The organism is Dyella sp. 333MFSha, from assembly GCF_900102405.1.
GTDB classification, from domain to species: domain Bacteria; phylum Pseudomonadota; class Gammaproteobacteria; order Xanthomonadales; family Rhodanobacteraceae; genus Luteibacter; species Luteibacter mycovicinus.
This window is the reverse complement of the sequence record NZ_FNBR01000005.1, coordinates 20,991-43,868: the sequence shown is the minus strand read 5'-3', so window position 1 is coordinate 43,868 and position 22,878 is coordinate 20,991. Positions and strand designations below refer to the sequence as shown.

Genomic DNA, 22,878 nt, shown 5'->3' with positions numbered 1-22,878 from the left:
CAGAGCCCATGCAGAAAGTACGCGTTCTCATCGTCGACGATTCGGCCCTGGTGCGTAAGGTGCTGTCGACCATGCTCGAGTCCGATCCGGGCATCGAGGTGGTCGGTACCGCCGCGGACCCGCTGATCGCGCGTGAGAAGATCAAGCAGCTCAATCCCGACGTGCTCACGCTCGACGTCGAGATGCCGCGCATGGATGGCCTGACCTTCCTCGAAAACCTGATGCGCCTGCGTCCGATGCCGGTGGTGATGGTGTCGACGCTGACCGAGAAGGGCGCGGACGTCACGCTGCGCGCGCTCGAACTCGGTGCCATCGACTTCTTCACCAAGCCGTCGGCGGACCTCGCCAACACCTTCATGGAGCACGCGCCGGAGATCTGCGCCAAGGTTCGTCTTGCCGCCGGCGCCAAGCCGCGCGAGCGCTCCGAGGTGATGCAGCTGGATCATCCGCGCCACGAACCGCGTCACGACGCCGCTCGCCTCGAAGTGCCGCCGCGCCTTTCCGCCGACGCGGTGCTGCCGCGCGCACAGACCGCCGGCAGCCGTGGCGGCACGCGCATCATCGCCATCGGTGCCTCCACCGGCGGTACCGAAGCCATTCGTGTGGTGCTCGCGGCCATGCCGCCGACCGCACCACCCATCGTCATTACCCAGCACATCCCGGCAGCGTTCAGCGGTCCGTTCGCCGCGCGCATGGATACCTGCTCGGCGATGCGCGTGTGCGAGGCCCGCGACGGGCAGCCGATCCAGCCTGGCCACGCGTACATCGCGCCGGGCAGCCAGCACCTCCTCGTGATGTGGGACGGAGCCAGGCACGTGTGTCGTCTGCACGACGGCCCCCCGGTCAATCGCCACAAGCCGGCGGTCGACGTGCTGTTCCGCTCCATGGCCGCCAGCGTCGGCGCCGCCACCATCGGCGTGCTGCTGACCGGCATGGGCGATGACGGTGCACGCGGCCTCGGTGAACTCAAAGAAATCGGCGCACCCACGCTGGTCCAGGACGAAGCCAGTTCGGTCGTCTGGGGCATGCCGGGTGCCGCCTGGAAAGCCGGTGCCGCCAGCGAGATGCTGCCGCTGGACGCCATCGCCGCGCGCTTGCTCGCGCTCGCCCAAACCCCCGTTTCCGCCGCCGCGCGCGTCGGCACCTGAAGAACGAGACGTCATCATGGTCAATCCCAAGAACGAACGCAGCATCGGCTTCATCGCCAGTGCCATCGCCCTGGTCACCGTCCTGGTGTTCCACGCCGCCTGGGTCGCCCCGGTCGTCGTGGCGCTGCTGACGGCCACCTGGATCGCGATCAGCCTCGTGCCCGCACCGCTGCCCGACGTCGAGGTCGTGCTCAGCTCGACGGCATCCAACGACGAAGCGTCCGTGCGCGAAGCGATGGAAGACGTTCGCAGCGCCATCGTCGACGAGCTCGGTCACGCCAGCCGCGAACTCCATCAGGCACTCGACCTGGTCCGCGACGCGGTCGCCGAACTGGGCGGCGGCTTCAACGGCCTGTCGCACAAGACCGGCAAGCAGCAGAAGCTGCTCAGCCAGATCATCGAAAGCGGCGGCCAGGGCATCTCGGTGCAGGACTTCGCCGATCGCACCGCCGGACTGCTCGAGCATTTCGTCGGCCTGATCGTCCAGCTGTCGCGCGAGAGCCTGCGCATCGTCTACCGCATCGACGGCATGGCGAAGGAAATGGACGCCGTGTTCGCGCTACTGAAGAACGTCAACACGATCGCCGAAGAGACCAACCTGCTGGCGCTGAACGCGGCCATCGAAGCGGCACGTGCCGGTGAGTCCGGCCGCGGCTTCGCGGTGGTGGCCGGCGAGATCCGCAACCTCGCCCAGCACAGCAACCAGTTCAACGAAAAGATCGGTACCCACGTGGAGCGTTCGCGCACCGCGATGGAACAGCTGCGCGAGCTGGTCGGCCACATGGCCTCGCAGGACATGAACGTGGCGCTGTCCGCCAAGGGCGACATCGACCAGATGATGTCGACCATCACCGAGTCCAACCAGCGCACCAGCGCCGCGGCGGACGAGGCGGCCATGATCAACCGCGGCCTCGGCACGGACGTCTCGACCACCATCCGCTCGCTGCAGTTCGAGGATATCCTCAGCCAGCTGCTGCACCAGACGCGCTCGCGTCTTGTCGAGCTGCAGGAAATCACCGCCGACTGCACGCGTGACATCGAAGAACTCGCCTGCGCGCCGTCCGATCCGTCCGAGCTCGGCGCCCGCGCCCAGCGCGTCCGCTCGCGACTGGCCGAACAGCGTGAACGCGCCCGCCTGCGTGCCCGCGGCCCCGCCCTCCAGCAGTCGATGGCTGCCGGCGACATCGACCTGTTCTGAGGGAAGACACCATGGCCATCAACGTCCACAACGATACCGATCACGGCTGCCTGACCCTGCACCTGGGCGAGCGCTTCGACTTCTCCATCCATCGTGCCTTCCACGATGCCTGCCTGGGCGACGTGGCAGCGGCCCGCAGCTACGTGCTGGACCTCGAGCAGGTCACCAGCATGGACAGCTCCGCGCTGGGCATGCTGATGCTTCTGCGCGAGCACGCCGGCGGCGACCGCGCCGAGATCCGCATCGTCAACGCCGGTGCCGACCTGCGTAATACGCTGCGCATCGCTGGCTTCGATAAGCTTTTCACCGTGCACTAAAAGCGGCTCAAAGACCGGCTTCGGTTTCACGGAAACGCCCTGGCTTGCCGGGGCGTTTTTTTGTGGCCCGGTGAATTGCGACGGCGAAGCCGAGCCCGACGAAGAACACGTCGCTTCCCCCATCCGCCAGCCGATTTTCCGACGGAAAAAACGCCGCTTACACGAATTTAGCGTTTCGCTCGATCCAGCGCGTCGTGGCTTTGGCACCCGTCGACATTTGGCCGAAATCGCGTCGAAGATGCCCATTTATCCGCCAATTTTGCGTATTTCGGCACCGGGCCTGCGAGTCTCATGAATTCACCGGCTGTGACGTGGGTCACATTCGATGTTCAGCTCCCACATGGCAGGGGGCACTACCCAGAGCGCCGTGCGCTCGAGGAGTGAATCATGAGCGAGCACAAATTCAGCAAGGTTCTCACCCGTACTTTCTTCGTCAGCTGCCTGCTTGCAGGCGCGGTGTCGATGACGGCATGCAGCGGTCATGGTTCGACGCGTTCCGGCGGCGGGTCGGGTACCAGTGTCAATCCGAGCGGGCAAGGTGGAACCGGCGGTGGCGGCGATAACGGTGGCGGCACGGGAGGTACCGGCGGCACCGGCGACAACGGCGGCGGTACGGGTGGCGCAGGCACCGGGGGTACCGGCGGTGGTGGAGCGGGCGGCGGCGGAGCGGGTGGCACCGGCGGCACCGGCGGCACCGGCGGCGGCGATGGTGGCGGTACCGGCGGTGGCACCGGCGGCGGAACCGGTGGCGGCGGTACGGTTCCTCCTCCGGTCGTTCGCACCACCGCGGGCACCGCGGCGTCGGGGCTTGGCGGCATCATTGCCGCCATCGGCAACACGGTGTCGGACGTCGGTTCGACCATTCCCGGCGTGAGCGTCCTGGGTGGCACCACGGGCCTCACGGACGGTCTGGGTAACGCTGTCGATGGCCTTGGTGGAGCGGTTACCACTTTGGGCAACGGCGTGACCAGCGGTCTCGGTCAGATCGGCAATACCTCGGATCCGGTCGGTACCACCACGGATACGCTGGGCAACGTCGTGACCCAGGTGGGCGGCGCGGTGAACGATCTGGGTGGCGGTGTCAGCACGGTGGGCGCGGGCACGCCGATCACCCCGATCACGGCGGCGGTCGGCACGGCGGTCTCGATGGTCGGCACGGGCGTCGAGCAGCTCGGTTCGTCGCTGGGTGGCGCGCTCAATTCCAACTCGGCCAATGGGCTGACGCAAACGCTCAGCAATGTCGTCACGCCGGTTGCGATGGCTTTGGGTGACAGCGCGTCGCCGATCAACTCGGGCAACCTGGTCGCGGCGGTCGGTACGGGCGGCGGCAATCTTGTCAGTGGCACGAGCACGGGCGTCAGTGCCCTGGGCGCCAGTATCGCCGCGGTGCAGGCACCGGGCGCGGCCGGTGGCCTCACCACGACAGCGGGAACGGCGGTACAGAACGTGGGAGCGGCGCTGGCTCCGATCGGCAGCGGGCTTTCCAACGGCCTGGGCAAGGCGGGCACTGGCGCAGGCGACACGGTCGGCACGACGCTCGCGGGTGTGACCAGTGGCGTATCCGGCGTGGGCGCCACGGTCTCCGGTCTCGGCACCGGCGCGCTCGCTCCGCTGGCGCCCGTTACCACGGGTCTGGGCAATACGGTCACCACCGTCGGCAACGGCGCCACGGCGGCGGTCTCTGGCGGCGGCGCATTGTCAGGCGTGACAAGCGGCGTCAGCACGGTCGTCAACACCGTGGCCGCCGCCACTGGCGTGGGTGCCACCGCAGGTGGCGGCTCGACGGGTTCGGCAGGCCTCGGCAATGCGCTGGCCGGTGTGACCAATACCGTGGGCAGCTCGGTCGGCGGTCTGGTCGGTGGCCTCACCGGCGGTGCGTTGCAGAACAACAACGACAACCCGAAGCTCGGCCTCAGAGGCCTGCTGGGTGGTGGCAACCGCTGAAAACTGAAAGCGTGGGAAAAACGGGCGGCGCACACGCGCCGCCCGTTGTCGTAGCAACATGGAAAAAAATCAGGGGAAAGTCCATGAATCGATGGTTCGGGTGCCTTCTTGGCATGACCGTCGTGTGTTCCGCGCAAGGGCAGGTCCGCGCCCCTGCCAATCCGTTGCAGACCCTTCCCCGAACGGAAGCGCCGAAGCAGGCGCCCGTGAAGGTCAACGTGGAAGCGCCCACGCAGGCTATGGAAGCTCTGCTCGCCAGCCACCTGACACCGACGCGTTTCGACGTGACCGGTGTCAGGTCCATTCCGTTCGCGAAAGTCGCGGCGGAATTCGCACCCATGCGTGGCAAGGACACCTCGGTGCGCGAACTGATCGCCGCGGCCGACCGTGTCACGGCGATGTACAAGCAGGCCGGCTACGCGTTGTCGTTCGCCTTCGTGCCGGACCAGAGCTTCGCCGGCGGCGTCGTGCACATCGCGGTGGTCGAAGGCTACGTCTCCGAGGTCAGCGTGACCGGCGACACCGGCAACATGGATTCACGCGTCCGCGCCATCGCATCGCACGTCGTCGGCGAGCGTCCGCTGCGGCAGGAGACCTTCGAGCGCTATACCCAGTTGCTCGGGCAACTGCCCGGGCTCACGGTCGGTGCCAACGTCCCCCCGCCGACGACGACGGATGGCGCGACGAAGCTCGAGCTCGTCGCCAAACGCCAGCGCTACGACGTCAACTACGGTATGGACTTCAACCATCCTGGCGCGCAGGGTGTCTTCACCCTGCTGGAAAACGGAGCGACACCGCTCGGTGAGCAGCTCAGCCTGTCCACGCTGTTCCCGAACGGGGGAGGGCAGCGACTCTATTCGCTCGGTTATATGGAGCCGTTCGGCTCGGAAGGCTGGCAGGGCAAGATCGATGCGACCCGCTATTGGGGCTCCCCCGACACCGATAACCAGTTGCCGGCGTATCTCGATCACCGGCTGACGCAGGATCGTCTGGCGCTCTCCACCGTCTACCCCATCGTGCTGACCAATACCCGGCGGCTGAGCCTCACGATGGGCATTTATGCGTCCAGACAGGACGATCGTTATCGCAACACGGACAATGGTGCGATGGTGGCGCTGCAGTCCAGCATCCGGGTACTCAACGCGGAACTGGCATGGCTTCAGGCAGGCACGCAGCGCACCGGGCAGTTCAGCATTGCGGCGGCGCATGGCTTCGCCGGCATGGGTGCGTACTCGCGTGCGGTAAGCAACAACGGACCGCTGGCGATATCCACCCCCGACGTCAGCTTCACCCACTACACCATGAACTTCGCCTGGTCGGAGCAGTGGAAACACAAGTTCGGTACCGTGGTTCGCGGGACCGGCCAGTACAGCGACAACGCCTTGCCCTCGACCGAGCAGATCAACTTCGGCGGCCCGAGTTACGCCTATGCCTACGACCCGGGCGATGCCGCGGGGGACAGCGGCTGGGCGGCGTCGGCCGAGGTCAATCGCGGCTTTGTCTCCGGTACGAAGTGGATCAAGTCCGTGGTGCCTTATCTGGTCTACCAGACCGCTCGCGTCTACCTCAATGGCTCACGTCCGCTGATCGACAAGCTGGATTCGGCGGCCGTTGGCGTGCGCGTGTCGGACAACAAGCACTACTCCCTGGATTTCGCTCTGGCCAGGCCGACGGGCGACCGTCCCCCGGAAAGCGACGACCGCAAGACCCGGTGGAACCTCACCTTCAGCTACAAGCTGATGTAGCGGCGGCGATGCGCCTTCACGTGGCGTGCCTCGTGCCGACCGGACGTTCACAGCGGCGGCGGCACGATCCACCGACGCCACCTGACCGGAAGCCGCCCTATGCCCCTCTCGTTGACCCCGCCGCCGATCCTTTTCGACGAATCGCTCGAGCACATCGAGGCGGATGAGCCGGAGACCGCGGAGCAGCTCGTCGAGACACTGACGAAGATCAACCAGACCACGCTGGAGCACAAGAAGCACGCTTTCCGCTCGGTGCACGCGAAAAGCCATGGGTTGCTCACCGGTGAGCTGATCGTCCCGGACGATCTCCCCGTGGAACTGGCGCAGGGCATTTTTTCGAAGCCCGGACGGTATCCGCTGGTCATGCGCCTTTCCACGGTGCCGGGCGACATCCTCGACGACAGCGTTTCGACGCCCCGCGGCATGGCGATCAAGATCCTGGGTGTCGAAGGCGAACGTCTTCCCGGCAGTGTCGGCGACGCCACGCAGGACTTCGTCATGGTCAATGGCCCGGCGTTCTCCGCGCCAAACGCGAAGAAGTTCGCCGGCACGCTGAAGCTCGTGGCTGCCACGACCGATCGTGCCGAGGGCGCGAAAAAAGCCTTGTCAGCCGTGTTGCGCGGTACCGAGCGCGTGATCGAGGCCTTTGGCGGCAAGAGTTCCACGCTGCTTGCCCTGGGCGGTCAGCCGGAAACCCACCCGCTGGGCGACACCTACTACAGCCAGGCGCCGATTCGTTTCGGCGACTACGTGGTGAAGGTGTCGGTCGCGCCGCACTCACCGAACCTGACCGCGCTCACGGGTGCGGAGCTCAACGTCAACGGCAAGCCCAACGGCCTGCGTGACGCGATGGTCGAGCACTTCGCCCGCGAAGGCGGTGAGTGGGATCTGCGCGTCCAGTTCTGTACCGATGCCGAGAGCATGCCGATCGAGGACGCCTCGGTGGCCTGGTCGGAAGAAAAGAGCCCGTACATCGACGTGGCGCGCATCGTGCTTCAGCCGCAGGAGGCATGGAACGAAGTGCGCCAGCAGGCGATCGACGATGGCCTGTCCTTCAGTCCGTGGCACGGCGTGGCCGCACATCGCCCACTCGGTTCGGTGATGCGTGCGCGGCGCGTGGCGTACATGGTGATGGCGAAGTTTCGCGCTCACCACAATCACCGCACGATCGGTGAGCCGAACTCGCTGGACGACCTCAGGCTCTAGGCCTTACCAACCCATGTAGTGGCCGCCGTTGATCGCGAGATTGGATCCGGTGATCCAGCCGGATTCTTCCGAGGTGAGAAACGCCACGGCATGGGCGATCTCCTCGGGACGGCCCAGCCGTCCTACGGGGATCTGCGCAACGATCTTGGCGCGGATGTCTTCCGGCACGGCCATGACCATGTCGGTGCCCACGTAGCCCGGCGACACCGTGTTGACCGTGATGCCGAAGCGCGCGTTTTCCTGAGCCAGCGAGATGGTGAAACCGTGCATGCCGGCCTTGGCCGCGGCGTAGTTGGCCTGGCCGTACTGGCCTTTCTGGCCGTTGATCGAGCTGATCTGCACGATACGGCCCCACTGACGCGAGCGCATGCCTTCGATCACCGGGCGGGTGACGTTGAAGCAGGCATTGAGGTTGGTGTTCACCACCTCGGTCCACTGCTGGTAGTCCATCTTGTGGAAGGTGGTGTCGCGGGTAATGCCGGCATTGTTGATCAGGATCTCGACCGGACCGGCCAGCGCCTCGACCTCGCGGACCATGGCTTCGGCGGTGTGCGGCTCGGAGACGTCCCCGGGCACCATGACCACGTCGATGCCGTCGCGGATCATGTCCTCGCGCCAGGCGGCGGCACGGGCTTCGTCGCGGTAATTGGTCGCCACGCGATGACCCTGGCGGGCAAGGTAGCGCACGAGCGCCGTACCGATGCCGCCGGTGCCTCCGGTGACCAGGGCCGTGCGTTGCGTGATCCCTTGCTTCATTTCTGACCTGTTTCGATGGTGGCCCGTTTTGCGGGCAAACGACTTTTATAGCGTCGGGGCGGGGGTAAGACTACTGCGGCGAAGCGACGCAGGCGAAAATCCATCGAGCGCATCGCGCAGGATCCGCTCCGGACGGGTCGCTGCGGAGCGGATGTCCACGCCCAGCCACGCCAGGGCGCTGCGGAGGGCGGGCAACGGATCTCCGGCATCGACCGGAAGGGACGCAGCCGACTTCGACAGTTTGCGGCCTTCCGCGTCGAGCACCAGGGGCAAATGCAGATAAGCCGGTGTGGGCAGGCCCAGCAGGCCCTGGAGATGAATCTGCCGGGCCGTCGAGTCGAGCAGATCGGCGCCACGCACGACCTGGGTGATGCCCTGGTCGCCGTCGTCCACGACGCAGGCCAGCTGATATGACCAGAGCCCCTCCACACGGCGGACCACGAAGTCGCCCGCCGTTTCCCGGAGGTTTTCGCGCTGAGGTCCCTGGAGTTCGTCGTGCCACGTGACGGTCCGGTCGGGCGTGCGCAGGCGCCATGCGGGCGGGCGCGCCCGGTCCGGTGGCGCGATGCAACGTCCGTCCCGATGAATGCCTCCGTGGGTGGCCAGGTCGGCACGGCTGCACCAGCAGGGGAAGACCCGATCGGCCGCCTGCAGGCGTGCGAAGGCGGACTCATAGAAGTCGTTCCGGCGCGACTGGTACGCCGGGGCTTCGTCGGCGATCAGGCCGAACGCCTCCAGCGTGGCGAGGATCGACCTGGCCGATCCGGGAACCTCGCGTGGCGGATCGATGTCCTCCAAGCGCACCAGCCAGTCACCACCCGCGCGCCGCGCCATCAGCCAGCTACCCACGGCTGCCACCAGCGAGCCGAAATGCAGGGCGCCGGTGGGAGAGGGAGCGAAGCGTCCCCGGTAGCGTGGAGGGTTCGATGACACGAAAAGTTGAGCAGTTTCTCAAGGCGTGCGGGACGCGGATGACTCAGTGTAGGCGATGACGCCGCCGACGGACCCGCGTCGGGGCGCGGCCCGGCTGAACGCGGCGCACGCGGGCATTGAATCGTTCAGCGTCTGCCCCGAAAACTTCGCCAGGGCGGCGCCATACAGCCAGCCGTCATAAGAGAGAAACCCATGTTCAAACGCATCGCTCTTTTCGTTGCCACCAACCTCGCCGTCATCCTTCTGCTGATGTGCGTGACCCATGTGCTGGGTATCGACCAGTTGGCCGCGCAGCGCGGCATGGGTATCGGCGGCCTGATCGTCTTCGCCTCCGTCTTCGGCATGGGCGGCGCCTTCATTTCGCTGGCCATCTCCAAGTGGACGGCGAAGATGAGCACCGGTGCCAGGGTGATCACGCAGCCAGCCAACGAGACCGAGCGCTGGCTCGTCGAGACCGTCCGCCGTCACGCCGAGAAAGCCGGTATCGGCATGCCGGAGGTGGCGGTCTACGACGCCCCGGAGATGAACGCCTTCGCCACGGGCATGAGCCGCAACAACGCCCTGGTGGCGGTCAGCAGCGGTCTGCTCCAGCAGATGGACCGCGAGCAGGTCTCCGCCGTGCTCGGCCACGAGATCGGGCACGTCGCCAACGGTGACATGGTTACCCTCACCCTGATCCAGGGCGTCCTGAATACGCTCGTGATCGTGCTGGCCCGGATCGTCGGCCGCGTGGTCGACAGCTGGATGAGCGGCGGCCGCGAGCGCGACGGGGAGGGCGGCATCGGGTATTTCGTCGTGGTCATGGTGCTGCAGATCGTCTTCGGCCTGTTCGCCTCGATGATCGTCATGTGGTTCTCCCGCTGGCGCGAATTCCGCGCCGACGCCGCTGGCGCCAGCCTGGCGGGGCGCGCGTCGATGGTTTCGGCCTTGCAGCGCCTGTCGGGCAACCATGGCGATACCTCCCTGCCGCAGACGATCCAGGCCTTCGGCATCTCCGGCCACCTGGCCTCGGGCTTCAAGCGGCTGTTCATGAGCCACCCGCCGATCGAGGAGCGGATCGCGGCGCTTCAGAAGGCGGCCTAACCTTTTTTCCTCACGGAGCCGCCCCCATAATCCGCTGCCAGTCCATCCCATGAAGGAACGGCATCGTGAGCCAGGAAACCCGTAAGTTCGAAGCCGAGGTCGCCCAGGTCCTGCATCTGGTCACCCACTCCCTTTACTCGCACAAGGAAATCTTCCTGCGCGAGCTGATCTCCAACGCCTCGGACGCCTGCGACAAGCTGCGTTTCGAGGCGGTGTCGCATCCCGAGCTGACCGCCGACGATGCCGACCTGCGCATCCAGATCACCTGGGATCCGGATGCGCGGACGATCAGCATCCGCGACAACGGCGTCGGCATGAGCAAGGACGAAGTGGTCGCCAATATCGGCACCATCGCCAGCTCCGGCACCCGTCGCTACCTCGAAGCCATGTCCGGCGAGCAGAAGGCCGACGCGCGTCTGATCGGCCAGTTCGGTGTGGGCTTCTACTCCGCCTTCGTCGTCGCCGACAAGGTCACCGTGATCACCCGCCGTGCCGGCGCCCCGGACGTGGAAGGCGTGCGCTGGGAGAGTGACGGCAAGGGCGAGTACGTGCTCGAGGACACCAACGTCACCGAGCGCGGCACCACCGTCGTGCTGCACCTCAAGGCCGACGAAGACGAATTCCTGAAGGCCTGGCAGCTGCGCTCGCTGGTCACCAAGTATTCCGACCACGTGGCGTTCCCGATCAAGATGCCCGTCGAGAGGGACGGCAAGCCGGATCCGACCGAGTGGACCACGATCAACTCGGCGTCCGCGCTGTGGTCGCGTTCGAAGAGCGAGATCACGGACGAGGAATACCAGAACTTCTACAAGGCGCTGGGCCACGACTTCAACGACGCGCTGGCCTGGACGCATAACCGCGTCGAGGGCAGCCAGAGCTTCACCACGCTGCTGTACGTGCCGGAACAGCCGCCGTTCGACCTGATGGGCGGTGGCAGCCGCGAAGAGCCCAAAGGCCTCAAGCTGTACATCAAGCGCGTCTTCATCATGGACGCCGCGAAAGAACTCCTGCCCAACTACCTGCGCTTCGTGCGCGGCGTGGTCGACGCCGACGATCTGCCACTGAACGTCAGCCGCGAGATCCTGCAGCAGAACCGTCAGCTGGAGCGCATCAAGGCGGCCTGCACCAAGCGCGTACTCGACCTGCTCGAAAAGATCTCGCGCGACGAGCCGGAGAAGTTCGCCACGTTCCTCGCCGGCTTCGGCAACACGCTCAAGGAAGGCATCGTCGAAGACACCGCCAACCGCGACCGCATCGCCAAGCTGCTGCGCTTTGCGTCCACCAAGGGCGAGGGCTCGGCCAAGACGGTGTCGTTCGATGAGTACATCAACCGTGCCGCTGTCGGTCAGGACACCATCTGGTACGTCACTGCCGATAGCTACGCGGCCGCCGCCGGCAGCCCGCAGCTGGAAGCGCTGAAGTCGAAGGACATCGAAGTCCTGCTGATGTTCGACCGCGTCGACGAATGGATGCTCGGCTACCTCACCGAGTACGACGGCAAGCGCCTGCGTAACGTGGCCAAGGGCGAGTTCCCGCTGGACGAAGCCGACAAGGCCAAGCAGGAAGCCGCCAGCGAAGCCGCCGCGCCGCTGATCGATCGCGCCAGGGCGCTGCTCGGCGACCGCGTCGGTGATGTGCGTGTGTCCGCTCGTCTTACCGATTCGCCGTCGTGCCTCGCGCTCGCCGACTTCGACCTCGCCCCGCATCTGGCTCGTCTGCTTCGCGAAGCAGGGCAGGACGTACCGGAATCCAAGCCGGTGCTCGAGCTCAACCCCGAGCATCCGCTGGTGAAGCGTCTCGCCGCGGAAGCCGATGACACCAGGGCGGCCGATCTCGCCGGGTTGCTGCTCGAGCAGGCCGAGATCACCGCCGGTGCGCAGCTGTCCGACCCCGCCGCCTTCGTGCAGCGGATGAACCGGGTGCTGCTGGGCTAAACGCGCCGAAAAATGTAGGAGCGCGCCTGCGCGCGACACACCTGGCGACCACGTGCCGATGGTGAGACGTGTCGCGCGCGAGGCGCTCCTACATCTGACGGGGTGGGCTGCTATCGTTCGCCCCATGTCAGCCTTGCTCATCCTCTTCGTCTGTCTGGCGCTCGGCATCCTTTGCCGGCGTTACGCCAGCCTGCCCGAGGGGATGGTTCCCGGTATCAACTGGTGGGTGCTGAACGTCGCGCTGCCAGCGCTGGTTCTCGCGCTGGTGCCGCATGTGACGGTCGATGCGCACCTGTGGTTCCCGGTGGTCGGGATGTACGTCACCTTCTTCGGTGCATGGGCGCTTTTCGCGCTGCTTGGCCGGGTCCTGGGCTGGTCGGCGCAGCGCATCGGCTGCCTCACGCTGGTGAGCGGCCTGGGCAACACCTCGTTCATGGGCTATCCGTTGATGGAAGCCCTGCACGGTAAGCCGGGTCTGTCGATCGCGGTCATCGCCGATCAGTTGGGCTGCTTCCCCTTGCTGGCGGCGGGCGGCATCGTGGTCGCGTCGATCTACTCCGGCAAGGGTGCGAGTGTTCCGACCATCGTCCGGCGGGTACTGACTTTTCCGGCCTTTCTGGCCTTGCTCGTGGGTATCGTCGTGAGCGTGTCTGGGGGCTGGCCGTCGGCGATCGAGAAGGTTCTTCTGCAAGTCGGTCAGACCCTGACGCCGCTGGCGCTTTTCTCCGTCGGCCTGCAGTTCAAGCTGCACCTGCGAAGGGAGGAGGCCGGGCCTCTCGCCGCCAGCCTCGGCTGGAAGCTGCTGCTGGCGCCGTTAATCGTCCTGGGTATCGGCCTCGCCGTCGGCGTAAGCGGTCTGATACTCACCGTGGGCGTGCTGCAGGCAGCCATGGCTCCGATGATTTCGGCGGCGATTCTCGCCGACCAGCACGGACTGGAGCCGCGTCTGGCGAATACCGTCCTGGGCGCAGGCATTCTGCTGTCACTCGTGACCATTCCGCTGGGCAACCTGTTTCTCCCCGCCGGCTGACCGCTTGGATTTCGGGCGGGGCGTCCGCACACTCTTCGCATGACCGATCAGACCAGTTCCGCAGGTGTGCGTGCCGATGTGTGGCTGTGGGCCGCGCGTTTTTTCAAGACGCGCAGCCTGGCCAAGCAGGCGATTGAAGGCGGGAAGGTTGAGCTCAACGAGGGCACCTGCAAGCCCGCCAAGCTAGTGGCCGTCGGCGACACGTTCAAGATCACCCGCGGGGAAGAACGCCTGACCTGCATCGTCGCCGCGTTGTCGGGCAAACGCGGACCCGCACCAGAGGCGCGCAAGCTCTATACGGAAACCGACGAAAGCGTTGCCGAACGCGAACGTCAGCGCGAGGATCGCCGCCTCACCGGCGGTGCGTTGCTGCGCCCGGACTCGCGCCCTGACAAGCACGCACGGCGCCTGATCCAGGACCTGAAGAAAACCCTGTAAAAACCGTTCCCATCGGTCATGGCAGGGTGATAGGGCGGCGGAAAAAACTTCGATGAGCCTTGACTGACCTCTGGGATCGGCGCCGCTTGTTCCCGTGACCCTTTCAGTGTCCAATCGGCGGATGCCGGCTGGCAGGATCATTTTCAGGGAACAAGGACAGCATGATGTTTTACGGTCTACGCGAGCGATCCCCTCGATCCATCGCTTCAACGTGCCTATCGGGCGTGGCGGCGCTAGTTTTTCTGTCACTCTGTCCTGCCGTTCGGGCTGCGGACACGTGTGAGTCCACGTTCAAGTCCTCCGGAAGTCTGTTTTCCGGGAAGGTTTTCGAGGCACATTCGATCGCTCCTGGCGTCACGGCGCAGGGCGCAGTCGCGCAGATGAAGGCCATCGCACCGGGCGAGGACTTTGAAGTCGGCCAGGACACGCTGACCGGATCGACTGCCACGCTTGCTCTCATTAACAAGGCGCAGGCCAATGCGCGAGGATTTCCTGTCGAGTTTTCAGCTGATGACAACGGGCAACTCGTACTGAAGGCCAGTCTGCCCGCCGGGATGGGGGCCAGTGAAAAGGACATGCGCGCGTCGATGTGCGGCATTCTTGCGCGAGTAAAGTCCGGCGGATCACAGCCGTCCGTCGCGGCTGCAGGCATTTCCGGCGCACCGGCGCTACAAAGTGGATCGGGCGCGTTACCCAACCCCCTTTCCCCAGAGGATTCCACACGCCTCTGCGAGGCGAACTTCACAGACGAAACCGATGTGGTCGGTGGAACCCGTTCCGTCTTCGGTACGTGGACATTGACCTCGTCCGGAGAAGACGCGCGGCAAGCTCTGGCTCGTCTCAAGGCGTTCCTCGCCAAGACCCCGGACGCGCGCATGGTTCGGGAGGAGTATCGCGGCAAGAAGGGCGCCATGGACATTGCGCTCACTAGTGCCGCCTACGTTCGCTCGACGATCATGGATGTGCCCGATGTCAGGCCGTTTCCCGTGCGAGTGGAGTTCGATGGCGACATGGGGGCGGCATCTCTCGTGCTTCGTACGTTCTCGAAGCAGCAAGGGTCGCGCGACGTGCTTCGCACTGCGGCTTGCGCCATGGTGGCAGCCGCAGTGGCTGGCGCCGCCCCGTCATCACCCAGCCGCACTGGGAGTGCCTCGCGGTTCCGAAACCCGTTCAAGCAGGCCGAAGATCCTGCGATGGCGAAACGCACGGATGACCTGAAACGCCGAAACGATGGTATCGAAGCGCTGTTCGTGCGTGCGATCCATGCCGGCAAGGCGTTTGTCGCTGTGCCATCCCTGTTCGTATCCAAGAAATACCAGGCCATGGGAGTCGACAAGCTCAGGGAGGAACAACTGGTCAATTACTGGATCGACCTCACGGCTACGACTGAGTGGCGTCGTACGGATGATCCGGCCGATGTACTGCGTACGGGCTCCATGTCGAGCATGATCGAGCAGGGCTTACATGGGTTTGCGTACAGATACCCGGGCGGCAGCGGCAACTCGGAGTATGGCCTCTTTATCGTGGATCCCGGCACCTATGACCTGAAAGGCACCAGCGCAGAGTTTCGCCGTTCGCCCATGCCGGACATGTCGGGGAAGGCTGCCTCGGCGAAGTCGCCGTTGGGCACGGCATCGTTTGTGTCCACGCAGGATACCGAGTACTACAAAACCCAGGTGTGGCAGAGCGCCACGTATCAAAACGGTAGTTATACCGGCACCTATTGCGCCCTCATGGATGCCACGACGGGCGGATGCGCCGGCTTCGACGTCGGCACCCGAAGCTATTCGAAGCAGGTGACCGCAGGGGGATACCAGACCGTGCTGCGCGACAAGCAAGTCAGCGGGTTGCTGGTCACGACGCAGCTGTTGCATCCGTTTGCGTCGTTCCGGGTCGGCAAGGGCGATGTGGTTTATGTCGATGGCTTTGTCGTGGACGGCGCCAGTGTCGTCATCGATCACGACGCATGCAGGCAGTCCGATGGCGACATGGCGACCTGCGCCCTGAAGTCGTTCAACCTGTTGCGTATCCCCGCCACGGCTGAGCACGTTGCGGAATGGCAGCGAAGCGGTTTGCTTGCTCCATCGCTGGCTGACCTGCTCCGCGCGGCGAAGCCTGCCAGGCTGACGCTCGGTGCCGGCGTTAGCGCCCTGCCTCAGAAGCCAGGTACGTTCGAGTCCGGTTGGGCGACGCGCTACGCTCTGAAAGGCAGGTAGATAAAAACCGCCCCCCGAATTCCAACCCCGGGCTGCTGACTCGGGATGGGAGCGGGGGGCGTCACGGAGCCGAAGATGGAGAGTCGTAAGACTCCGTGAAATGGAACGATCCCACTATAAGAACAGACGTCGCTCAGTGGAATTCGATTGTTCAGATCGATCCCATAGGGTGCTTCAATGGTTCAGCGCAGCATTTTCCGCAGCCTGTAAAGCTGGTCCAGCGCCTCCCTGGGTGTGAGGTCATCCGGATCGACCGCCCGCAGTGCCTCCTCGACCGGCGATGGCAACGGAGGCGCGAACAACCCCATCTGCGGCGCCGCGGCAGGCGGCGTCGCGACGGCCGCCGTGACCTCGTGGCCCTGCTCGAGCGCGGCCAGGTAGCGACGCGCGTCCGCGATCACGGCCTTGGGCAAACCTGCCAGCGCGGCCACCTGCAATCCGAAACTTCGATTGGCCGGGCCATCTTTCACCGTGTGCATGAAGACCAGCTGCTCGCCGTATTCGACCGCGTCGAGATGCACGTTGGCGATCGTGCGGTAATCGCCGGCCAGTTCCGTGAGCTCGAAGTAGTGCGTGGCGAACAGCGTGTACGCACAACTCGTCGCCGCAAGATGCACCGCTGCAGCGCGCGCGAGCGACAAGCCGTCGTACGTGCTGGTACCGCGACCCACTTCGTCCATCAGTACGAGGCTGCACTCGGTCGCGTTATGCAGGATGTTCGCGGTCTCGCTCATCTCGACCATGAAGGTCGACTGGCCTCGCGACAGGTCGTCACCCGCGCCGATACGGGTAAAGATGCGATCGATCGGTCCGATCGTCGCGCCCGACGCGGGCACGTAACTGCCGACGTGCGCGAGCAGGACGATCAACGCGTTCTGGCGCATGTAGGTCGACTTACCGCCCATGTTCGGACCGGTGATCACGAGCATGCGACGATCGCTGTCCAGTGCGAGGTCATTCGGCTCGAAAGGCTCGTCGCGCACCTTCTCCACGACGGGATGGCGGCCGCGGTCGATGCGGATGCCGGGCACGTCGGTGAGTTCGGGCGCGGCCCAGTCGAGCGTCTCCGCACGATCGGCGAGGTCCGCCAGTACGTCCAGTTCAGCCATCGCCGAGGCGGCGATCTTCAGTTCCGGCAGGCGTTCGGTGAGCTTGTCGAGCAGCAGTTCGTACAGGGCTCGCTCGCGCATCAGCGACCGTTCCTTTGCCGACAGCACCTTGTCTTCGAACTGCTTCAGTTCTTCGGTGATGTAGCGCTCGGCGTTCTTTGTCGTCTGCCGCCGCGTGTAGTGCTGTGGCGCCTTCTCGGACTGCGCCTTGGAGATTTCGATGTAATAGCCGTGTACGCGGTTGTAGCCGACCTTCAGCGTGGCGATGCCGCTGGCCGCCTTTTCGCGCTCCTCCATATCGACGAGGAACTGGTCGGCATTGGTGGACAGCTGGCGCAGTTCGTCGAGCTCGTCGTCATAGCCTTCGGCGAGCACGCCGCCGTCGCGCAGAAGCACCGGCGGTTGCGCGATCACTGCACGGGCGAGCAGGGCGGCGGTGTCCGCGTGGTCGCCGATACGCTCAACCAGACTGTGCAGCAAGGGGCTGTCCAGGCCGGCGATGTCTTCGCGCAATGCCGGCGCGGCAGCCAGGCCGTCGCGTAAGGTGGACAGATCGCGCGGACGCGCGGAGCGCAGTGCCACGCGCGCCAGGATGCGCTCGAGGTCGCCGATGCCGCGAAGGCGTTCGCGCAGCGTCGCATGACGGCGCGTATCGATCAGGCTACCGATCGCCTGATGGCGTCCGCGCAGGACGGTGCGATCGCGCAGCGGACGATTGAGCCAGCGACGCAGCAGACGCGCACCCATCGGCGTCACCGTCTCGTCGAGCACGCCGAGCAGCGTGTTCTCGACGCGGCCGCTCTGGTGCGTGTCGATTTCCAGGTTACGGCGCGTGGCGGCGTCCATCGCGATCGTCTCGCCCGCGTTCTCCACGGCCATGCCGGTGAGATGGGGCAGGGCGGCCTTCTGGGTTTCTTCGACGTAGCCAAGCAGACAACCCGCGGCGGCAACGGCAAGCGGCATACCGTCGACACCGAAGCCACGCAGGTCGCGCGTTCTGAAGAAGCGGCAGAGCTCACGCGTGGCGGCATCCCCGTCGAAATGCCACGGCTGCCGCTTGCGCAGGCCCGGCAGCGAGGAGACCAGCTTCGGCCATGCGACGTCCTCACCGACCAGCGTTTCGGCCGGCTGCAGGCGTGCGAGTTCGGCGGCAAGACCTTCGGCGCTGCCTACTTCGGTCAGCAGAAAACGCCCGGTCGACAGGTCGACCCATGCCAGGCCATAGCCTGTCTGGCCAGCGGCGATGGACAGCAGCAGATTGTCGCGGCGCTCTTCCATCAACGCCGCATCGGTCACGGTACCCGGGGTGACGATGCGGACGACCTCGCGCTTCACGGGCCCCTTGGAGGTGGCCGGATCGCCGATCTGTTCGCACAGCGCCACGGACTCACCCAGCCTGACCAGGCGCGCCAGGTAATTCTCGACCGCGTGATAGGGCACGCCGGCCATCGGAATGGGGGCGCCCGCCGACTGGCCGCGCTGCGTCAGGGTGATATCGAGCAGCCGCGCCGCCTTGCGGGCGTCGTCGTAGAACAGCTCGTAGAAGTCGCCCATCCGGAAGAACAGCAGGATGTCCGGATACTCCGCCTTCGCCCCGAGGTACTGGCGCATGAAGGGCGTATGCCCGGCGGCCGAGCGGTCGTCGTCTGGTAAAGCCATGATTTTCCGAGGGGTTGCGATGGGGCAGGGCGCCTGTGACGGCGCGCTGGCCGTGCATGATACCGCTGCCGCGCGGTTCCTTCAGAAGAGGCGTCAACCTATGACATCTGGTGACGGATGCCTGACACTATGAGGCGAGTGATCGTAAGCTGATGGAGGATGGCAGGAATGACTACCGAAGCATTGGACCTGACGCCGTTGGAGCGGGCGGTGGCTCGCCTGCGGGAAGGCTGGGTTCGCTATCATCAGGACATTACCGATACGCAGATCCGTGATGGTCTGATCCAGCGCTTCGAGTTCACGTATGAAATCAGCCACAAGATGCTCAAGCGATTCCTGGAGATGACCTCGGCGAACCCGGTCGAACTGGATGCCATGAGTTTTCAGGACCAGATTCGTACGGGTAATGAGCGCGGTTTGCTGCGTAGTGACTGGCCTGCCTGGCGTAAGTATCGGGATATGCGTGCACGTACGAGCCATACGTATTCGGAAGACGTGGCGTTACAGGTCGTCTCCGGTATTCCCGATTTCCTGGAAGAAGCCGCCCACCTGCTACGGCAACTGCAAGAAGCCCAGGCATGACTGGCGGAGGCATCCCCGATATCGATATCCGCCCCGAGCACTGGGCTATCGTCCGGGAGATTCTCCACACCTGTGTCCCTCAGTACGAAGTCTGGGCTTTCGGTTCGCGGGCAAAACGTACAGCAAAGACATATTCCGATCTGGATCTGGCGGTCGTTACCCAGGAGCCGCTGTCGCTGGACGTAAGGGCGGAACTGGCAGATCGATTTTCCGAGTCGGACCTGCCTTGGAAAGTGGATGTCGTCGACTGGGCTGTGACTACGCACTCGTTCCGCGAGGCTATCAAGCAGAGAAGGGTGTTAGTGCAACCGGCAGGCGCATAGGGAGCCTGCGCCAGGCACCGCCGCTCCGCAACGCGACCCAATGCACGAATTTTTTGCGATCTGCTGCTACCCTCCCGCGCGGGGAAGCAGGGTGACCCGACGACAGGAGCTACAATGCTTGGCAGGCGGAAGGATATGACCCGGGCGCGTTGCGTCCACATCGGTTTGGCGGCTGCGGTGGCCCTGGCGTCTTGCCAGATGGCTGGCGCAGCACCGGCACCTCAGGATGCCGCGGCGCAGGCGTATGACGCCCAGGACGCGCGGCTCAACACGGCTTACAAGGCGCTGTCCCAGTCGCTGGACGACGCGGGTCGTCAGGCCCTGCGCGCTGAAGAGCGCCAGTGGATCGCCGGCCGCGATCAGTCGTGCGGCGTCCCCGCAGGCACGGCGGTCAAGAACGAATGCACGACGACGCAGACCAGCTTCCGTGCTGACGAGCTCACCTCGCGACTGAAACAAGCCACACCCGCCAGTTCGGCAACGGCCTCGTCTGCCGCCGGTACGTCCATCACCGGTGACTGGGGTTACCGCAGCGACTGCAACCTCGGACACTCGGCCCAGCTGGGCGTCACGGCATCGTCGGCGACAGCCGCTGAGGGCACTTGGTCGGATGGCACGCGCGTTTCCGGCAACCAGGGGAAGTTCAAGGGCGAATGGCGCCAGGGCAAGCTGTACCTCCGATTCTGCGCGGAAGACGCCGAGCGCGGAGGTTACCCTGTCTGCCCGGCCTTCAGCGATGTGGCCGCCTATGTCGCACCCGAAGGCAAGCGCCTGGCATGGTTCCAGGTGGACGGCCCCGCAAGCGAAGGCACGTTTTCGAAATACGTCACGCTGGATCGCGTGCCGAAGGGTGGCAGGGCGCCACTCGACAAGCCGTGCAAGGACGGCCAGTAAGACCGACCATTAACCAGGAGTTAGAAAATGCCAGGATTGACTGATAACGAAGCCAGGGCGTTGTCGTACTTCGCCATTGGTGTGAGTTCCGAAGGCGGCGATGTCGCCTATAAGCTGAGTTTCGCGGGCAATGTCCGCAATGATGCCCACGGCAACCCCGTGATGCACCCCATCGGTAACAGCGGCTTCTCCATCGGCACGCTGCAGACCGATCTGGGTCAGCATCCGGAAGTGGCCACCCAGCTCACCGATGCGTACCAGACGTGGGCGCGTACCGAGCATCCGGACTGGACGCTCAATGCCGCACAGCGCACACAGACGATCGCCGATCTGGGACGCAACGGCCACGAAATCACGGCCCAGCACGGTCGTCCGATGGACGCCACGGTGAAGTCGCATCTCGACTCGTTCATGGCCAGCGATGCCGGCGTCAACTTCGTCCACAAGCGCGATACGGCGCAGGTGGACCGGCTGATGACCCGGGCCATCGGACCGCTACAGCAGACCTCGCTTTACCAGCATGCGTCCGAGCAGGATCAGGCCAAGCTGATCACCATGACCGCCAAGCTCTACAACCAGAGCGAAGTCTACGGTGGCCGCCTGGTCGACCAGCTGCAGCACAACCAGCACCACAGCGTCGATGACGTCAGTCGTTCCATCGACCGTTATGCCGACTACGTGCGTGACGGTCGCGATCATGCGCTTGCAGGCACGGCGCTCTTCAACGATATGCGCGCCACCGGTGCGACTCATCCGTTGCGTCCCGCCTGGGATAACGTGGTCGCCAACCCGACGGTCAACCCGACACAGCTGGGCAACGACCCGACGCATCCCAACCTGCCGCACGAGTACGCGGCGATCCGCGACGCGTTCACGGATCCGGGGCATGCGCGTGGCATGGTGCAGGCGCTGGGCAATGGCGGCTCCTACGCCAACACCAACAACCACCGCGGCTTTGTCGCCGAAGGCCATGACCTCGTAACATGGGACCGCTCCGGCCATGCCCAGGCCCTGGTCAACGGTCAGTGGAACACGCTCAACACCCGCGACATCTCCACGCACGTCAACGCCGACAAGTCGCTCGACGTGAACGTGCATCGCAACGGTGCCGACGAGCGGCTGTTGCATGTCACGCATGCCGGCAACGTGCGTAGCCAGCCGGCGGCGCATGCTACCCCGGCTCCCGCTGCGCATGCTCCTGCCGCGCATGCCACCCCGGCACAGGCGACAGGTGACCACGTTCAGCGTGCGGGTACGCTTCGAGAGCACGATCACGCGCCCGAGGTACAGGCTCTGCAGACCCAGCTGGCGACGCTCGGTTACAAAGGCGCGAACGGAAAGGCGTTGCATCCGGACGGCGATTTTGGTGGCAACACAAGGCACGCGCTGCAGTCGTTCCAGCGCGACCATCAATTGACCGACGATGGCATCGCCGGCTCGAAGACGATGGATGCGTTGAAGACCGCGCAGCATCCTGCGGCCCCCGGCCTGGCGGATGCGAGGCATCCCGGCAACACGATGTACAAGCAGGCACTGGAAGGCGTGCACACGGTCGATTCGCAGCAGGGACGAGTGCCGGATGCGCTGAGTGGAAACATCGCCGGTTCACTCGCAAACAAGGCGCACGAGCAAGGCCTTACCCGTATCGACCATGTGGTGCTCAGCGATGACGCCAAGCGTGCTTATGCGGTGCAGGGTGAGCTGAATTCGCCGTTCAAGAAAATTGCCGAGGTAGACGTCGCGCAGGCGGTGGCCAAGCCGCTGGCACAGAGCAGTGCGGAGTGGCAGCAACCGCATCAGCAGGCCGCCCAGCAGGCTCAACAGGGCCAACAGCAGGGTCAGTCGCAGCAAGGGCAGGCCCAGCAGCAGGCCCAGCAGCAAAATCAGCCCGCGGCACCTTCCGGTCCGCAGCGCTGACAAAAAACGGCCGCCCTTGGGCGGCCGTTTTTTCATCGATCCGAGTGGATTCGATCAGATCGCGACAGCCGCCGACACGTCAGCCGTACGGCGACGCGCCAGCGCCAGGTTCGACTTGGCGCGGTCGAGCACCACGTACAGGAACAGGCCCGGGTACTTCGCGACCGGATTGATCACGTGGTACTGCTTTTCCAGCGTGATCAGCATGTCTTCGATCGCTTCCTTGATGCCCAGCGACGCCATCGTCTTCATCTTCGCGCGGACCACTTCGGTGTTACCGGCGGCAGCGATGTCGAGGTCGAAGGTGCCGGTGTTGCCGGCGGTGCCGAGGCACATGCCGCTGTTGGAGTCGACCAGCGCGGCGCAGACGGCGCCATCGGTGGTCATCAGTTCGGCGAGCGATTCTTGCAGAGTAGCCATGGTGTTTCCCCTTGTTTGTGTTCGTA

Annotated in this window: 19 protein-coding genes; 15 read left to right on the top strand and 4 right to left on the bottom strand. The window is 65.1% G+C overall.

Annotated features, from left to right (window positions below):
• Positions 1 to 8: 8 nt before the first annotated feature.
• The 6 genes from BLT40_RS16595 (at position 9) to BLT40_RS16570 (ending at position 7,558) form a co-directional block, all read left to right on the top strand.
• A complete protein-coding gene (locus BLT40_RS16595; protein ID WP_036114835.1) occupies positions 9 to 1,148 on the top strand; it encodes a protein-glutamate methylesterase/protein-glutamine glutaminase in 1,140 nt (379 codons plus the stop codon).
• A gap of 16 nt (positions 1,149 to 1,164) precedes the next feature.
• Positions 1,165 to 2,346, top strand: coding sequence for a methyl-accepting chemotaxis protein (locus tag BLT40_RS16590; RefSeq protein WP_036114832.1), 1,182 nt, complete (start codon positions 1,165 to 1,167; stop codon positions 2,344 to 2,346).
• Positions 2,347 to 2,357: 11 nt separating this feature from the next.
• Positions 2,358 to 2,663 carry an STAS domain-containing protein gene (locus tag BLT40_RS16585; RefSeq protein WP_176167735.1) on the top strand — a complete coding sequence of 102 codons (306 nt, stop codon included), beginning with the start codon at positions 2,358 to 2,360 and terminating at the stop codon, positions 2,661 to 2,663.
• Between the two features lie 387 nt (positions 2,664 to 3,050).
• Entirely contained in the window at positions 3,051 to 4,607 is a 1,557-nt protein-coding gene (locus tag BLT40_RS16580) for a collagen-like triple helix repeat-containing protein (RefSeq protein ID WP_090355017.1), read from the top strand.
• Between the two features lie 83 nt (positions 4,608 to 4,690).
• On the top strand, positions 4,691 to 6,352 hold the full coding sequence (locus BLT40_RS16575; protein WP_090355016.1) for a ShlB/FhaC/HecB family hemolysin secretion/activation protein: 1,662 nt from the start codon (positions 4,691 to 4,693) through the stop codon (positions 6,350 to 6,352).
• A gap of 99 nt (positions 6,353 to 6,451) precedes the next feature.
• Entirely contained in the window at positions 6,452 to 7,558 is a 1,107-nt protein-coding gene (locus tag BLT40_RS16570) for a catalase family protein (protein WP_090355014.1), read from the top strand.
• 3 nt (positions 7,559 to 7,561) lie between these two features.
• On the opposite strand, the gene phbB is transcribed toward BLT40_RS16570, so the two are convergent.
• A complete protein-coding gene (gene phbB / locus BLT40_RS16565) occupies positions 7,562 to 8,302 on the bottom strand; it encodes an acetoacetyl-CoA reductase (RefSeq protein ID WP_036118085.1) in 741 nt (246 codons plus the stop codon).
• A gap of 57 nt (positions 8,303 to 8,359) precedes the next feature.
• A complete protein-coding gene (gene gluQRS / locus BLT40_RS16560; protein ID WP_090355012.1) occupies positions 8,360 to 9,247 on the bottom strand; it encodes a tRNA glutamyl-Q(34) synthetase GluQRS in 888 nt (295 codons plus the stop codon).
• A 192-nt stretch (positions 9,248 to 9,439) separates the two neighbouring features.
• Between gluQRS and htpX the strand changes: the two genes are divergently transcribed.
• The 5 genes from htpX (at position 9,440) to BLT40_RS16535 (ending at position 15,948) form a co-directional block, all read left to right on the top strand.
• Positions 9,440 to 10,330: a protease HtpX gene (htpX, locus tag BLT40_RS16555; RefSeq protein ID WP_090355010.1), complete on the top strand. Its 891-nt coding sequence runs from the start codon at positions 9,440 to 9,442 to the stop codon at positions 10,328 to 10,330.
• A gap of 65 nt (positions 10,331 to 10,395) precedes the next feature.
• Positions 10,396 to 12,264 (top strand): molecular chaperone HtpG, encoded by a 1,869-nt coding sequence (htpG, locus tag BLT40_RS16550; RefSeq protein ID WP_255364046.1) that lies wholly within the window; start codon positions 10,396 to 10,398, stop codon positions 12,262 to 12,264.
• A gap of 124 nt (positions 12,265 to 12,388) precedes the next feature.
• Positions 12,389 to 13,294 (top strand): AEC family transporter, encoded by a 906-nt coding sequence (locus BLT40_RS16545; RefSeq protein ID WP_176809204.1) that lies wholly within the window; start codon positions 12,389 to 12,391, stop codon positions 13,292 to 13,294.
• A 39-nt stretch (positions 13,295 to 13,333) separates the two neighbouring features.
• Positions 13,334 to 13,732, top strand: a complete 399-nt coding sequence (locus BLT40_RS16540; RefSeq protein WP_036114816.1) for an RNA-binding S4 domain-containing protein — start codon at positions 13,334 to 13,336, stop codon at positions 13,730 to 13,732.
• Positions 13,733 to 14,112: 380 nt separating this feature from the next.
• Positions 14,113 to 15,948 (top strand): hypothetical protein, encoded by a 1,836-nt coding sequence (locus BLT40_RS16535; RefSeq protein WP_143025904.1) that lies wholly within the window; start codon positions 14,113 to 14,115, stop codon positions 15,946 to 15,948.
• Between the two features lie 182 nt (positions 15,949 to 16,130).
• Here BLT40_RS16535 and mutS read toward each other — a convergent pair whose 3' ends face one another.
• Positions 16,131 to 18,716: a DNA mismatch repair protein MutS gene (mutS, locus tag BLT40_RS16530; RefSeq protein ID WP_043693013.1), complete on the bottom strand. Its 2,586-nt coding sequence runs from the start codon at positions 18,714 to 18,716 to the stop codon at positions 16,131 to 16,133.
• A gap of 168 nt (positions 18,717 to 18,884) precedes the next feature.
• Here mutS and BLT40_RS16525 point away from each other — a divergent pair, with 168 nt between their 5' ends.
• The 4 genes from BLT40_RS16525 (at position 18,885) to BLT40_RS16510 (ending at position 22,432) form a co-directional block, all read left to right on the top strand.
• Entirely contained in the window at positions 18,885 to 19,298 is a 414-nt protein-coding gene (locus BLT40_RS16525) for a nucleotidyltransferase substrate binding protein (protein WP_090355005.1), read from the top strand.
• Positions 19,295 to 19,621: a nucleotidyltransferase family protein gene (locus BLT40_RS16520; protein ID WP_079520896.1), complete on the top strand. Its 327-nt coding sequence runs from the start codon at positions 19,295 to 19,297 to the stop codon at positions 19,619 to 19,621. The genes BLT40_RS16525 and BLT40_RS16520 overlap by 4 nt, the downstream gene beginning before the upstream one ends.
• A 198-nt stretch (positions 19,622 to 19,819) precedes the next feature.
• Positions 19,820 to 20,515 carry a lysozyme inhibitor LprI family protein gene (locus tag BLT40_RS16515; RefSeq protein ID WP_176809203.1) on the top strand — a complete coding sequence of 232 codons (696 nt, stop codon included), beginning with the start codon at positions 19,820 to 19,822 and terminating at the stop codon, positions 20,513 to 20,515.
• Positions 20,516 to 20,542: 27 nt separating this feature from the next.
• Positions 20,543 to 22,432 (top strand): peptidoglycan-binding domain-containing protein, encoded by a 1,890-nt coding sequence (locus BLT40_RS16510; RefSeq protein ID WP_090355001.1) that lies wholly within the window; start codon positions 20,543 to 20,545, stop codon positions 22,430 to 22,432.
• Between the two features lie 54 nt (positions 22,433 to 22,486).
• Here the strand turns inward: BLT40_RS16510 and BLT40_RS16505 are convergent, their stop codons facing one another.
• The gene (locus BLT40_RS16505) at positions 22,487 to 22,852 is read right to left on the bottom strand and encodes a hypothetical protein (RefSeq protein ID WP_079520899.1); all 366 of its coding nucleotides are present in this window, start codon (positions 22,850 to 22,852) and stop codon (positions 22,487 to 22,489) included.
• Positions 22,853 to 22,878: the final 26 nt, after the last annotated feature.